This is a genomic window from Spirulina subsalsa FACHB-351 (assembly GCF_026130165.1).
Lineage (GTDB): Bacteria > Cyanobacteriota > Cyanobacteriia > Cyanobacteriales > Spirulinaceae > Spirulina_A > Spirulina_A subsalsa_A.
This window is the reverse complement of sequence record NZ_JAIHOM010000013.1, coordinates 1-12,989: the sequence shown is the minus strand read 5'-3', so window position 1 is coordinate 12,989 and position 12,989 is coordinate 1. Positions and strand designations below refer to the sequence as shown.

Genomic DNA, 12,989 nt, shown 5'->3' with positions numbered 1-12,989 from the left:
TATATTTCATTTCACCCAACCTACAATATTCTCGCAATTAAACAAGAAATGTTGGTTTACATTTCATTTTACCCAACCTACAATATTCTCGCAATTAAACAAGAAATGTTGGTTTACATTTCATTTTACCTAACCTACAATGCTTTTGAACTATAAACATTTCTGAGCCGAGCAAGCTAACTTTTCTCGCGCTTCTTGGGTGACACGACCTTCCATAATTTCCATTTGCAATTGACAAAAAATCTTCATGTCATCACATGGACAGTTTCGACCTAATAGTATTCTTAGTTCTTGTTCAGCCTCAATGGTTAAATAGCCTTGTCTAAGGGCTTGTTGAACAATCTCACTAATACTACCCATAATTATGAATACCCCACAACAACATTAATTAGTAAACTGGGAACGACCTACTCACCCTCGAAGAATCGCGGTGATGAATGCTTCATAGGTCACTACAGACGATCAACCTTTCATTTCGCAGCAACGCCAATTTTCTTTAGCGGAGAAATAGAGCCGTTTCTGGCAAACTGACCCAGTAGAGAGGAACAAAGTAAACCCCCTTGAGGTTGGTCTTTGCCCTTAAGGCGGATTGCTGTAAAAGATGCCCTTTAGTATTGAACCTGACTTCAAGGCTGTTGAAAGCGATCGCCGTAAGTTATGATGGTGATCTGATCCCACCACACGATTTAAGCGAAAACCCACGCATGAAGTCTTATCTCGCCGCCGCTATTCAAATGACCAGTCAGCCCGATCTAGAGAAGAATTTGATCGAGGCCGAAGAATTGATTGATTTAGCCGTCCGTCAAGGAGCAGAGTTAGTCTGTTTGCCGGAAAACTTTGCCTTTATGGGAGAGGAACAGGATAAAATTACTCAGGCTGAGGCGATCGCACAAAAAACCGAGAAATTCCTCCACAGGATGGCGCAACGCTTCCAAGTGACCATTCTCGGGGGAGGTTTCCCCATCCTCGTCGAAGGCACCCAGAAAGTCTATAACACCGCCTTATTAATCGATCCCAACGGCAAAGAATTAGCCCGTTATTATAAAGTGCATCTCTTTGATGTGAATGTCCCCGACGGCAACACCTACCGAGAATCCAGTACCGTGATGGCCGGCAAAGAATTGCCCCCCGTGTATCATTCAGACACCCTCGGCACATTAGGGTTATCCGTTTGTTATGACGTGCGCTTCCCCGAGTTATACCGTTATCTGGCTCAACAGGGAGCCGAAGTCCTCTTTGTTCCCGCCGCCTTCACCGCCTACACCGGAAAAGACCACTGGCAGGTTTTACTACAAGCCAGAGCCATTGAAAACACCGCCTACGTCATCGCCCCCGCCCAAACCGGCAATCATTACGGCCTCCGTCACACCCACGGTCACGCCATGATTATCGACCCGTGGGGCATGGTTTTAGCCGATGCCGGAGATCAGCCCGGTGTGGCCGTAGCAGAAATTGACCCGGCCCGTTTAGCCCAAGTGCGGCGACAAATGCCCTCCTTAGAACATCGAGTGTTTTAGCAGAATAGCCGAGAATCCTCCTATTGTAATTTTTGAATGAAGCTCACCCCACCTGCGAGGGCGCGAGGTGGGGGAGTGCGTCGCTCTTTTTGTTCAAAATTGTTGATGGAAAGCATTCCCCTGGGAATCCCGAAGCCGCTCATCTATCCGTAGGATGATGAGTCGGTAATTCACGACAAAATTTCCCCAGTTTTCTTATAGATAAAATCTCGCACCTTCTCATACCCTTCCGGATCTCCCGGTTGGGTGAGAATGATGGGAATAGAAGTATCCGGCAGCCAAAAAGTAATTTTTTGATTGGGACTATAACAAAACGTGCTAATGCGGTTCAAATCAATAATGTACTCGCTGCGGTCATAGAACAAACGAATCCATGAACCGTTTAAAGAATGGCTCGCCAGTTGAGTTACATAGTCAAACACCCGGTAGTAATCATCGGGATTCGCCTGATGATTAATCACAATCGGACTGGCACTTTCAGGAAGCCAGAAGGTTAGACGACCGTTGGGGGCGCAAACAAAAGCACTAATATGATCGAGATCAACAATATACTCTTGTCGTTCATACTGAATTCGGACCCAATATGCCACGCAACCTCCTCTCCCAACACGACCTGAAACGAACGACCCCCTTTGATATTAAGTCAGAGTTCTGTATCCTTGAGAATAACGCGAAACCCCTTGCTTTGGATATGCCCTGAGTACAGATTGAACAAAATCGAGTTAAGGGTCTTGGGGATTGTTCAAAAATCTTTACATGACCCTGTTGTAACTTGCCTAAACTAGCTGGGGAAAACCATTGGCTCTCGGCATCAGTGATGCGTCGTCTGAGATTTGGGGTAAAATAGCAGCAATTCCGATTGTACAAACCATTAACCCTAAGCTAACGAACACAATTCAGTAAGCATACGCCTGTGAGAGAAAAGAAAACCCGCCGGGATGTCCCTCAAATTAACGAAAGAGTCCGTTTTCCCAAAATTCGAGTCATTGACACCGATGGCTCCCAAGTCGGGGTCATCACCTCGGAAGAGGGGCGTCGTCTGGCCGAAGAACGGGAATTGGATCTGGTGTTAGTCAGCGATAAATCCGACCCCCCCGTTTGCCGGATTATGGACTACGGCAAATATAAATTTGAGCAAGAGAAAAAAGCCCGGGAAGCTCGCAAAAAGCAGCATACGGCTGATGTGAAGGAAGTCAAAATGCGCTACAAGATTGAAGAACACGACTACCAAGTTCGTGTAAACAGCGCCCAGCGTTTTCTTAAAGCAGGAGATAAAGTCAAGGCCACTGTGACCTTCCGAGGTCGGGAAAGTCAACACGCGGATCTGGCGGAAGCCTTACTGAAACGGATGGCTGACGACTTACAAGAGTTTGCAGAACTTCAACAGGCTCCAAAAAAGGAAGGGCGTAATATGATTATGTTACTTTCTCCGAAAAAATGATTTTTTAAGTAACAAGGTAAGAGGCAAAAGGCGGAAGTGATTGTTTAGGCTTTTGCCTTTTTCTTTTCTCTTTTTCCTTCCACAAGAGACTATGAAATCCTTAAAAATTGCCAAAAGTCCAACGGACTGGGGTGCAAAGCTGTTGAATCTGCTCAATCTCCGTCCTGAAGAAGGGGAACGAACCCTCTTTATGTTCATTGCCTACACTTTGACCTCTGTGGGGTTACTGTGGTTAGAGCAAACTACAATCGCGCTGTTCCTCGATGGGTTTGGGGCGGAAGGTTTACCCCTGATCTATATGGCCAGCGCGTTAATGGGATCTGGTCTTGGGGTGTTGTACTCTTGGCTACAGAATAATTTCCCCCTGAAAAAAGTCTTTGTCATTATTGCCCTGTTAATGTCCATGCCCTTGATTGTCTTCCGTCTGGGGTTAGAATTAGACAACATTAACGGTTTTTTTGTACTAGCGACGGTCTTTATTCTGCGCTTGTGGATGGATGCGGAAGAAATCCTCAATGATCTGAATTCTCAGGTGGCCGCCAACCAGTTATTTAATATTCGGGAAATTAAGCGGGCTTATCCCATTATTGCCAGTGGGTTGTTGTTGGGGGATGTGATTTCGGGGTTTTCCATGCCCCTGTTACTCTGGCTGATTGGGCTGAAAAATGTGCTATTCCTCGCTTCTCTGATGATTCTGTTGGGGGGTGGGGCGCTATTGTACCTCAGTAATCGTTATAAACAGTTTTTCCCGGATACTCCGGTGCGGGAGTTGGATGATTTACAACCGACTTATGCCTCTCGCCGCACCAATACGTCTTTACGCAAATATGTTATTCCTCTGTTTGCTTTCTTTATTTTGGGAGAAGTGTTGTATTTATTGGTGGAATTCCAATATTTAGGGGAGTTAGAACGGGCTTATCCTAATACGGATGAAATTGCTGGGTTTTTGGGGCTATTTTCCGGGTTTGTGGGCATTTGTGAGTTAATTACTCAGTGGTTTGTCTCCAGTCGGGCTGTGGAACGGTTAGGGGTGTTTATTGCGGCGATGTTCTTACCCGTTTCTCTCTCGATTTTGGGTTTCTTTACCATTGTTCTAGACTTGACCAAAATCGGCGGGTTTGAGTTGGACAGCGCCCAGATTCTGTTTGTTGGGGTGATTGTCCTCAAGTTTTTTGATGAACTGTTGCGCTATACCCTAATTGCCGGGATTGAGCCGTTTTTGTTCCAACCGATTCCGGCGGAAATTCGCAGTTCTATTCAAACCCAAGTGCAAGGGATTGCGGAACCGCTAAGTACGGGGTTAACTGGGGTTTCGATTATTACGGCGGTTTGGTTTATTGGGCGACTGTTTACTGATTTACCGGATGATTTACGACGAGAGTTCCAAGGTGGGATTTTTGTCGGGGCAATTGTACTGTTTTCCATTATCTGGGCGCTCAGTGCTTTGTCTTTGCGTCAAAGCTATGTCAGTTTGTTGGTGCAGAGTGCGGAACAGGGGCGGATTAGTTTCTCGTCGGTGGATTTGAAGGCTTTTAAGCGGGCGATTATTGAGTCTTTGGATCAGGAGGGGAATGAGGAGGATCAACGGTCTTGTATTCAATTGTTGGAGCGGATTGATTTGGAGGGGGCGGGGGAGATTTTAGCCCCGCGTTTGGTGAAAATGTCCCCGGTGTTGCAGCGTCAAAGTATGGAGGTGATGCTGCAATGCCCTAATGTGGTCTATTTGAGCCATGTGCAGCGCTTGATTGAGCATAAACCCAATTTAGATGTTCTGGCGCTGGCGTTGCGCTATATTTGGCTGTCGCAACCGGAGTTAGAAACCCATAGTTTGAAGCCTTATCTGAATGAACGGGTGGATTCGATGGTGCGGGGTACGGCGGCGGGTCTGATTCTGCGTCGGGGGACGGTGGGGGAACAACAGGAGGCGATCGCAACTTTGGAAGATTTGTTAACGTCTAAACGAGAGCGCGATCGCATGATTGGCATTCAAGCCCTCGAAGAACTCCCGGTAACATCCCGAGTGAGTCAACATTTTATCCCCATTTTGCTCAAGGATGAGTCCCCCCGGGTGCGTTGTGTTCTCTTAGAGGCGATCGCCCACAAAGAATTAACCCCCTACTATGGCGCACTCATTCGCGGTTTATACTACCGTTCCACCCGCAGCGCCGCCAAGCGTTCCCTGGTCACTCTCGGGGATCAAGCCCTCCCCCTACTCAACCAGTTAGCCGATGACTTGCGCAAACCCGATTTTATCCGCCAACAAGCTTGGACAGCCATGGCAGAAATCGGCAGCCCGGAAGCCCTCGCTCTCCTCTCCCAACGTTTGATGAATAGTTGGGGCATGACCCGCCGGAATCTATTGCGCATTCTGATTAAAGTTCCCGGAGATCAAGGAATTGAGGCTGTTTTAGAGCATTTAGGGCGCAGTGGGGTAGAAACCCTCATTCAGCAAGAATTGCTCTTATTGGCTCAACTGTGTGCCGCAGAACTCGATTTAGCACCGGATCTCGTCACGGGACAAGCGGCGGATCTCCTGCGTGGGGCCTTGCAAGGGATTCAACAAGATGTACTGGATCGGTGTTTCTTAATCATGAAACTCCTCTATCCCTTTAGTACCATTCAAGCGGCCATCCTCAATCTGGATTCTGACTCAGAAATTAGTATCGCCTTGGGCCTAGAAATTCTGGATAACACCCTAGATGTTCCCCAGAAACAACTACTGTTAAGGGTATTAGAGCGTCGTTCTACGGCTCAAAGTTTGTCGGATTTATCTGAGTTAATGCCTTACGAACCCTTAAGTCCGAGCGATCGCCTCCGTCGTTTGCTAGAATTACGTCATTTTCTCTCGGATTGGACTCTCGCTTGTTGTTTCCACCTCGCCCGAGAACAGCGTTGGATGGTGACTAAAGATGCCACCTTAGTCTGTTTGCAACATCCCAGTAGTTTTGTCCGGGAGGCGGTTCTGATTTACTTAAAACAAGCCAGTCCTCGGACTTGTATTGAACTGTTGCCCATCTTAACGGATGATCCTGACCCCCTCGTGGCGGCACAGGTAAACCGTCTCAAGAGTGAGTTAAGTTCTTAATGAATTATCAATTATCAATTCTCAACTCCCTCCATTGCTTGTTTTTTAGCGAACATGGGCTAGAATCTTGATGAGGTCTTGGGAGTTCTGATATTTGCTGTGATCCAACACTTTTGCTATCAACAATGCTAAGTAGCTTTGAACGCTTGTTGTTTTTACGTCGTGTCTCGATTTTCCAAGAATTGCGTGATGAGTTCTTGGTGAAATTGGCCTCGGCAATGGATGAACTCTCTTTTCCCAATAATCACACTATTTTTGAGCAAGGAGAAGAGGGGAGATCACTATATATTGTGGTGTCAGGACGGGTTCGGGTACATTTAGGCGATCGCGATCTAGCGTTTTTGGAGAAAGGGACTTTTTTCGGCGAAATGGCCCTGTTTGACGCAGAACCTCGTTCTGCTTCTGTGACTACCCTCGAAGCTTGTGATTGTTTAACTCTCAATCAACTTCAACTCATTGATGCCATTGAAGAAACCCCCGAGATTGCGGTGAATGTCACCCGCGCTTTATCCCGTCGAATTCGGGAACTCAACGGCAAAATCAACAGCTACGAAGCCCAGATGAAAGCCGCAAATTTAAGTAAAGCTTAACCCCTCTCAGCAGAATAACCGATGGGCTTCGCCGGAATTAAGTTAAAATACAGTATCGGCTTCTGATTGTTGCGCCGTCGTATCGCTCTATTAAATTATGACTGCCTCTTTTCCCAGTCGCGATAGTGACTTTCCGGTTGACCTCCGGCTTTACAGTGCGCGCATTGAAGCCCGTCAATCCTCCGCGACTTGGCGAAATTCAGCCCGTCGTTACCGTTTGTTATACAAAGAGGAGTATTATGGCGCTCATTTAATGCCCCTCACGCGACGAGATTGGAAAGCGCTAAATCAGATTTTCGGCAGTGTGACGGATTTAGAAGGGATTTATGAAGATATTCAAAATGCTTTGAGTATTTTAATCCCAGAGCCTTGTTGGGAAGATGATCCATTCACTCCAGAGGAAGAGGAAAATTTAGGTTTCTTGGCTGAGTTTTTATCTTAATTGCGGGATTTGGGTCACGCGCTTAAGTTAGGATCTCCACCGGGATGGTCGAGTGAGCAATATACAGGTGTTGGAGTCCAGTGGTTTTGCTCCTTTGGACAATCTGCGATCGCCCATGTCCAGACCTTACAACGTCAATTCAGACCCTACCTAATTTAGGACATCAGCTAATAAATATTCTCGAAAAACTGATGATAAACCAAAATAAACAGCGTCAGTTGTGATAGATTTAATCAGATACCGTCTTTGTAAACACTGTAAACCATTAATCAAATCGGGTGAGGGTAAGGATAGCTCTGCGTTTAACTGATTCCTGTCAATGGGCTGTTCAAATTCAGTCAATCTTAAAGCAATCTGTTGTTCAATAGGGGATAAACGCTGGAATAAATCTCGAAATTGATCTTTCATTTCATCAGTCAAAATGACGCGATTTTCTGCTAAAAAATCAGAAACTTTACCCAAGAAAACTTTATTAATCACCCGAGCAATGGCTTTGAGATACATGGGATGGCCTTCATATAAAGCCATGAGTTGACACCAGTTTTGACGATCCTTTAAGCCCAAGTTTTTTAGGATATCTGTATTTTCTAAACCCTCTAATTCTAAAGCCTGTATAGGGTACAGTTCCTCATCTAACTCCATCATTTCTGGACATTGTTCTTGGGAGATAACAATAAGGCTGCTTTGATGTTCAACATGGGTTAGCATTGTCAACAAAGTTTTATAGTCTCTATGCTCCATTTTATATTGTCCAGCCCCTTTCCCCGGAACAAAAATCTCCTGTAAGTCATCGAGAACGATTAAACATCTTTGTTGACGAAAGAGATCAAAGAGTTGTGTTAACTGATGATCGTTTTCCTCGTAGTATGGGTTACTGTGGGTTAAAATATCACGAATAAGAGAGGGGAAAGAAGGGCAAAGTTTAAGCGGTTTCCAGACAATGAAATCAAATTGTTCTTGGTTGAGGTCAACAACTCGTTTCACTAAAGTCGTTTTGCCGATTCCTGCAATGCCTAACACGGAGATTAAAGGAATTTTTTTATCGCACAGCCAAGAGGAGAGGGTGTGGAGTTCAGTTGTGCGATCGCAAAAGCGGTGAATCTTGGGAGCTAAGGTTAAATCTTGGTATTTTTTAAGGGGATAGGGTGTTTCTGGAGAAGGAATCGGTTGTGGGGGATTGGCTGGAGGATGATAGGGACAATATCTAATATTAGCATTTACTAACCCAAAAGCCTGAGAATTAACTATTCTTTCGATCGTCCAGCAAAAATTAGATTTTTTAATTGGTTCATCTAACTGTTCAGATAAAATTTCAAATAACTTGCGGCTGACATCCCCAATATAATTTTCGTTGTAACCTTTAGTGCTATCTTCTGCAATTTTTTGATAGGTTTTCCCTTCCCAAATCCCTTGAATAATCTCTTTTTGGAGGTCATCGAGATGTTCTCCGGTTTGTTTCTGTACTAAGCGATCGACCAATTGTAACACTTCTGTAATACTCATAGACTTAAGATAGAGCATGGTTTTGAAGCATTATAGCTTACTCTTCGGTCAGAAAATCTGGTTTTTTCTGGTTCAGACTTCATCCTTCTTTACAAAAAACGACAGAAAACCAGTTATTTTTGGGGTGGCAATACCAAAATTAGAGTGGCATCTTGGAATTGAAACAGAACAGTAGTCAGAACGAGAAACGTTTACGAGTAGTCAAGATGTCACACTCAAGCTACAGAACAGGGAGTCAATTTAAAACCCTGATTTACCAACAGGAGTTAGACTACATTGCTGGATGGGTTGAGGAATATCCTGAATTGGAAACAGGTGGGGACTTATTTGGATTTTGGACTCATTCAGGTTTTCCTGTGGTTCAGCTTGTACTAGGACCAGGACAAATGAGCCAACATAATCGAACCAGCTTTTATCAAGACAGAGATCATTTGATTAAATCTGGTGAAATTTTGAGAAACAAACATGGTCTTCAGCACATTGGAGAATGGCACTCGCATCACCAGATGGCATTAGCCCAGCCTAGCGGTGGTGATGAACAGACGGTGTTTAACGCACTGAGGCGGTACGATTTTCCTAAATTCTTGTTATGTATTGCTAACTTAAATCCAACAACAGAGCGATATGCACGAGGAAAATACAGAGTTAATGTGGGGTGTTTTTTATTCAATGCCTTATCTTCTCATTATCAAACAGGTGCTTGGGTTGTTTTACCTGATCAAAGTCCAATTCGCAAAGATGTAGAATATGGAGAACATCGAACTTTATTTAAACGTCCTACCATTCCTAGAAATAACTGGAATGTTGAGCAAACAACTCTAGACGCACAATCCTTGGTTGTTACTGAACCTATTGTTATCTCAGAGAATATTTGGTATTCAACACCCCAAGGTAAAGCTCTGTTGAAGGAAATTTTTGATGCGTTTGAGAGCCTGGATCAAAACCGTGAAATGATTCGCACCCCCCCTTCTGAAGACATTTATTTTACATTTTACCATAAATATAAGGGAGTTTCTCAAAAATGGCAAGTTTATCTACCCCCTAGTTTTCCTAAAGATTCACCTAGAATTAAGGTCGGTGGTGAATCTTTCCCGGTAAAAGATTGGGATGGTCAATGGAATCCGGTTCAGCAAATCGAAGCCTGTATAAAGCGTTGGGAAAATAGATGTAGGTATTAGATTATGTGGAGTCAAGTTCAGCGTCAAAGACTGGCAGTAGAAAAACAAATACTACGGAAGTATTTTCCGTCATTTGGCTGGGTTAACCCGACAGATTCGAGTAATACTAGAATAGAGGGAAACCTCAAAACAAATGTCGGCAATCAATACAAAGTCCGAGTTTATGTCCCTTCTGATTTTCCTAATTCTAGACCTGATATGGTTGTAGTTTCTCCCAGTCCTCTAAGAGGTTTTCTCGGCCAAGATATGAAAGCCTATGAAACCAGCAGTATGATGCACACTCTTTCTCCTGACACCTATGGTTATGTTCAAATTTGTCATTATCGAGATTGGTTGCCTAACTTGACTTTATATAAAGTTGTTCTTAAGGGTCGTTTGTGGCTAGAAGCCCTCGAAGCTCACAAAAGAACAGGTCAACCGATTGATCACTTTCTCCCACATATGTAATCACAGTAATTAATCACAAAAACTGCATTTTAAAGTCATGAGCCAAGCTGAATCTCAACAAGTTGAACAATTTCTAGCAAGAACAGTTGAAGAAGGAGAAACTCCTTCAAGTCAGAAACTGACTTTTGATCCTAGCACGGGTGAGTTGGTTGTTCAACGTTCTACTCAAAACCCCCCTAATCCTGATGCTGTAGTAGCAGATCAAATTGCTGAGGAGGGATTTTTTTTTGCCAAGCCTTCGTTTGTTTATATGCACGAAGATCAGATTCAAAATGTTTATCAGAAGTGGGAGAATTCTGCAATTAATCAATTTTCTGCTGTAGCATTTGGGTTTGATGGTGGAGATGTATTTCATGTTTATACATCACACCCAAAAACTCATTTTTCCGGTTTTCCAGTTGCTTCTATCATTTACTTTTTACCCCAAATGATCAGAAATGATGAAGGATTTACTCTGGCTCAATCAATTATTAATAGCCAACCTAGACAAACACAAAATATTCCCCATTCAATAGTTATATTATTGGCAATTGAAGAAGAAAAATTAAACCATCGGGTTTTTATTTCTCAAGCAGATGGTTCTCTATCTGAGGGAATCATTAAATTTATTCCTCAGCGTTGTGAACTGTATTCACGCAGTCATGGATTGCTAGAAACATCTGTTCTTGAGCAATGCAGAGTTGGGATTGTTGGGCTAGGGAGTGGGGGGGCTTCTGTAGCGATAGAATTAGCAAAAGCAGGAGTAGGTAAGTTTGTTTTAATTGATTTTGATCGATTGGAATTAGCTAATGTTTCTCGTCATGTTTGTGGAACTGGTGATCTAGGTCGTTATAAAACTAAAGCTGTTAAGGATTTATTATATGGCAAAAATCCTTATGTTCAAATAGAAACTGCTGAGATAGACGTTAATACTAACTTTGAACAAACAAAACTATTACTAAAAAATTGTGATTTAATTATTGGTGCAAGCGATAATAATCGCAGTCGTTTTAACCTTAATAACATAGCCCTTGAGTATAAAATAACTACAATTTTTGGAAGAGCTTTAACCCGTGCTTGTGGTGGAGATGTTTTAAGGGTTCGCCCTTTTCAAGGCCCTTGTTTGGCTTGTGTTTTTACTAAAGAATTTCTACAGTCTCGCCAAGAAGAAATTTCTTCTTTTAGACAAGCGAGAGATGATAATCCAGCTTATGTATCTAATGATCAAGTTGAGGCAACTATCCAAGTAGGTTTATCTTCAGATATTGTGCCGATTTCAAATATGATTGTTAAATTAGCCCTACAGGAACTTTCTCGCGATAAAGATAGTGGTATTAAATCTTTAGAGGAAGACTTGATTGCAGATTTTTATATTTGGGCTAATCGTCGAGAGAATACTTATGAAAGCTGGCCTAAGATGGAATATGGCTCAAAAACTCCTTCAATTTTACGATGGTATGGTGCTAAATGGGAGCGAGATGTATCTTGTCAAGTGTGTGGAAATTCATGGGATTCTACTAATCCTGATGACAATTTTTTTGGGTAAAATATTAGCCATGCTCTAGCGCACCTCAATTCCTCGTTCCGCAGCGATTACAATTTGCCGTTCTGTAAAAACAACACTATTCGGTTTTCCCTTTTCTATCCTGTGAATTGTAATTCCCTGCTCACTGGGATTTTCCTGACTGGCAATTGCAGCAAGGCTCGTCCAGCAATCACTGTTATGCGTTGTTGCAAAAACTTGAACATTAAGCCGTTTCGCCGTTTCCCATATTAATTTCCACATATCAGACATCTCACCACCCCAGAAACCGGGTTGCGTTTTTACTGTTGCAAAATGGCGATCAATTTTGCAACTATTTCTGTCAACTTATTACCTTTCAACTTTCCTGCTTTATAGGCAATTATTCTTTCATTAGCCGTAAAAATTCGATTAGACTTAACGTAACTGATTCTATTGAGACTTCCTGTTTCAAAATCACTATCCTCGACCCGGGTTGTATAGTCATCCTCAGCAAACTGGCTGGTAATCTGGCAAAGAATTAAATCATTTTTGTTCAATTCTGCCAGAACTAACGCTGGTCTTCGCTTGATCTGGGTCAAATCTGAAAAAGGAAAGGGAACAACAACCACATCACCTTTTACAAATGTTCCCATGCTTTATCCTCTGCTGGGGTTAGCCAATCTTCTGCTAAACTAACTTCACTCAATCGGCTAATTTCTAAATCATCTTTCTGACATTCTTTGAATTCTAGAAACAACAAAAAATCTAAAACTTCTTGGAGAGTAGATTCCGAGGCTTGTTCAATTTTTTCGAGGAGTTTTTCTTTAATTGCCAAATTCATAGCACCTTCTCCTAGGGATGATTTTTGAGTAGATAACCCTCAACCTAAGTTTTACTCTATTTTGGGAATTTTATTTTTGAGGGTTTCCCTGGACAACAGCGCAATCCACCCTGTCCAAAGCTTCCACCCGTCATTTTAGCACCTTCCCCATATCCGAACACGGGTTGCCCTCATCCTCTCCTTTTCCACCTAAATCCTGCCAAAAACCCGGTTTCTTATTCCTCACGAACCCAGAAACCGGGTTGCGTTAATTGGCTGGTTTTCCCGCTACTCCCTAACAAAAACCCGGTTTCAAACATAGGATTAGCTATAGACCAGAAACCGGGTAGCGTTGATTGACCAAAAATAATGGGTTTCAAGCCCCGCCCTTCCAGGGCGGCATTAGGAGTGCTACAATGATACCAAGCAAGCCAGTGTCAAACAATGTTTGTTCTCGAATACAAGGTCAAACCCAAACCTTAT

General features: G+C 43.2%; 13 protein-coding genes and 1 pseudogene. 8 read left to right on the top strand and 6 right to left on the bottom strand.

Going from position 1 to position 12,989, the window contains the following annotated elements; genetic code table 11:
• Positions 1-150: 150 nt before the first annotated feature.
• Complete coding sequence (locus K4A83_RS03850) at positions 151-360, bottom strand: hypothetical protein (protein ID WP_265263096.1); 210 nt, start codon at positions 358-360, stop codon at positions 151-153.
• A gap of 344 nt (positions 361-704) precedes the next feature.
• Between K4A83_RS03850 and K4A83_RS03845 the strand changes: the two genes are divergently transcribed.
• Positions 705-1,517, top strand: coding sequence for a carbon-nitrogen hydrolase family protein (locus K4A83_RS03845; RefSeq protein WP_265263095.1), 813 nt, complete (start codon positions 705-707; stop codon positions 1,515-1,517).
• A 170-nt stretch (positions 1,518-1,687) separates the two neighbouring features.
• On the opposite strand, the gene K4A83_RS03840 is transcribed toward K4A83_RS03845, so the two are convergent.
• Positions 1,688-2,107: a hypothetical protein gene (locus K4A83_RS03840; protein ID WP_265263094.1), complete on the bottom strand. Its 420-nt coding sequence runs from the start codon at positions 2,105-2,107 to the stop codon at positions 1,688-1,690.
• Between the two features lie 323 nt (positions 2,108-2,430).
• Here K4A83_RS03840 and infC point away from each other — a divergent pair, with 323 nt between their 5' ends.
• The 4 genes from infC to K4A83_RS03820 all read left to right on the top strand — a co-directional run bounded on the left by infC (position 2,431) and on the right by K4A83_RS03820 (position 7,075).
• Positions 2,431-2,958, top strand: a complete 528-nt coding sequence (infC, locus tag K4A83_RS03835) for a translation initiation factor IF-3 (RefSeq protein ID WP_265263093.1) — start codon at positions 2,431-2,433, stop codon at positions 2,956-2,958.
• A gap of 91 nt (positions 2,959-3,049) precedes the next feature.
• Positions 3,050-6,043: an MFS transporter gene (locus K4A83_RS03830; RefSeq protein ID WP_265263092.1), complete on the top strand. Its 2,994-nt coding sequence runs from the start codon at positions 3,050-3,052 to the stop codon at positions 6,041-6,043.
• A 125-nt stretch (positions 6,044-6,168) separates the two neighbouring features.
• The gene (locus K4A83_RS03825; RefSeq protein WP_017304371.1) at positions 6,169-6,633 is read left to right on the top strand and encodes a cyclic nucleotide-binding domain-containing protein; all 465 of its coding nucleotides are present in this window, start codon (positions 6,169-6,171) and stop codon (positions 6,631-6,633) included.
• A gap of 97 nt (positions 6,634-6,730) precedes the next feature.
• Positions 6,731-7,075 carry a hypothetical protein gene (locus K4A83_RS03820; protein WP_265263091.1) on the top strand — a complete coding sequence of 115 codons (345 nt, stop codon included), beginning with the start codon at positions 6,731-6,733 and terminating at the stop codon, positions 7,073-7,075.
• Positions 7,076-7,225: 150 nt separating this feature from the next.
• Here K4A83_RS03820 and K4A83_RS03815 read toward each other — a convergent pair whose 3' ends face one another.
• Positions 7,226-8,578, bottom strand: coding sequence for an NB-ARC domain-containing protein (locus K4A83_RS03815; protein WP_265263090.1), 1,353 nt, complete (start codon positions 8,576-8,578; stop codon positions 7,226-7,228).
• Positions 8,579-8,784: 206 nt separating this feature from the next.
• Here K4A83_RS03815 and K4A83_RS03810 point away from each other — a divergent pair, with 206 nt between their 5' ends.
• From K4A83_RS03810 to K4A83_RS03800, 3 genes are all read left to right on the top strand, one after another.
• Entirely contained in the window at positions 8,785-9,756 is a 972-nt protein-coding gene (locus K4A83_RS03810) for a Mov34/MPN/PAD-1 family protein (protein ID WP_265263089.1), read from the top strand.
• A 198-nt stretch (positions 9,757-9,954) separates the two neighbouring features.
• Positions 9,955-10,203 carry a hypothetical protein gene (locus K4A83_RS03805; protein ID WP_265263088.1) on the top strand — a complete coding sequence of 83 codons (249 nt, stop codon included), beginning with the start codon at positions 9,955-9,957 and terminating at the stop codon, positions 10,201-10,203.
• Between the two features lie 37 nt (positions 10,204-10,240).
• Positions 10,241-11,728 carry a HesA/MoeB/ThiF family protein gene (locus K4A83_RS03800; RefSeq protein ID WP_265263087.1) on the top strand — a complete coding sequence of 496 codons (1,488 nt, stop codon included), beginning with the start codon at positions 10,241-10,243 and terminating at the stop codon, positions 11,726-11,728.
• 15 nt (positions 11,729-11,743) lie between these two features.
• Here the strand turns inward: K4A83_RS03800 and K4A83_RS03795 are convergent.
• The 3 genes and pseudogenes from K4A83_RS03795 to K4A83_RS03785 form a co-directional block, all read right to left on the bottom strand.
• Positions 11,744-11,977: pseudogene (locus K4A83_RS03795) on the bottom strand (AAA family ATPase); the annotation flags it as partial.
• 29 nt (positions 11,978-12,006) lie between these two features.
• Positions 12,007-12,339 carry a type II toxin-antitoxin system PemK/MazF family toxin gene (locus tag K4A83_RS03790; RefSeq protein ID WP_265263084.1) on the bottom strand — a complete coding sequence of 111 codons (333 nt, stop codon included), beginning with the start codon at positions 12,337-12,339 and terminating at the stop codon, positions 12,007-12,009.
• On the bottom strand, positions 12,324-12,527 hold the full coding sequence (locus K4A83_RS03785) for a hypothetical protein (protein ID WP_265263083.1): 204 nt from the start codon (positions 12,525-12,527) through the stop codon (positions 12,324-12,326). Before K4A83_RS03785 ends, K4A83_RS03790 begins: the two co-directional genes overlap by 16 nt.
• Between the last annotated feature and the right edge of the window lie 462 nt (positions 12,528-12,989).

Excerpts from the sequence above, each read along its gene's own strand:
- K4A83_RS03805 (WP_265263088.1), top strand. The coding sequence starts at position 9,955 with ATGGTTGTAGTTTCTCCCAGTCCTCTAAGAGGTTTTCTCGGCCAAGAT.
- K4A83_RS03845 (WP_265263095.1), top strand. The coding sequence starts at position 705 with ATGAAGTCTTATCTCGCCGCCGCTATTCAAATGACCAGTCAGCCCGAT.
- K4A83_RS03820 (WP_265263091.1), top strand. The coding sequence starts at position 6,731 with ATGACTGCCTCTTTTCCCAGTCGCGATAGTGACTTTCCGGTTGACCTC.
- K4A83_RS03810 (WP_265263089.1), top strand. The coding sequence starts at position 8,785 with ATGTCACACTCAAGCTACAGAACAGGGAGTCAATTTAAAACCCTGATT.
- K4A83_RS03790 (WP_265263084.1), bottom strand. The coding sequence starts at position 12,339 with ATGGGAACATTTGTAAAAGGTGATGTGGTTGTTGTTCCCTTTCCTTTT.
- K4A83_RS03800 (WP_265263087.1), top strand. The coding sequence starts at position 10,241 with ATGAGCCAAGCTGAATCTCAACAAGTTGAACAATTTCTAGCAAGAACA.
- K4A83_RS03830 (WP_265263092.1), top strand. The coding sequence starts at position 3,050 with ATGAAATCCTTAAAAATTGCCAAAAGTCCAACGGACTGGGGTGCAAAG.
- K4A83_RS03815 (WP_265263090.1), bottom strand. The coding sequence starts at position 8,578 with ATGAGTATTACAGAAGTGTTACAATTGGTCGATCGCTTAGTACAGAAA.
- K4A83_RS03825 (WP_017304371.1), top strand. The coding sequence starts at position 6,169 with ATGCTAAGTAGCTTTGAACGCTTGTTGTTTTTACGTCGTGTCTCGATT.
- K4A83_RS03785 (WP_265263083.1), bottom strand. The coding sequence starts at position 12,527 with ATGAATTTGGCAATTAAAGAAAAACTCCTCGAAAAAATTGAACAAGCC.
- K4A83_RS03850 (WP_265263096.1), bottom strand. The coding sequence starts at position 360 with ATGGGTAGTATTAGTGAGATTGTTCAACAAGCCCTTAGACAAGGCTAT.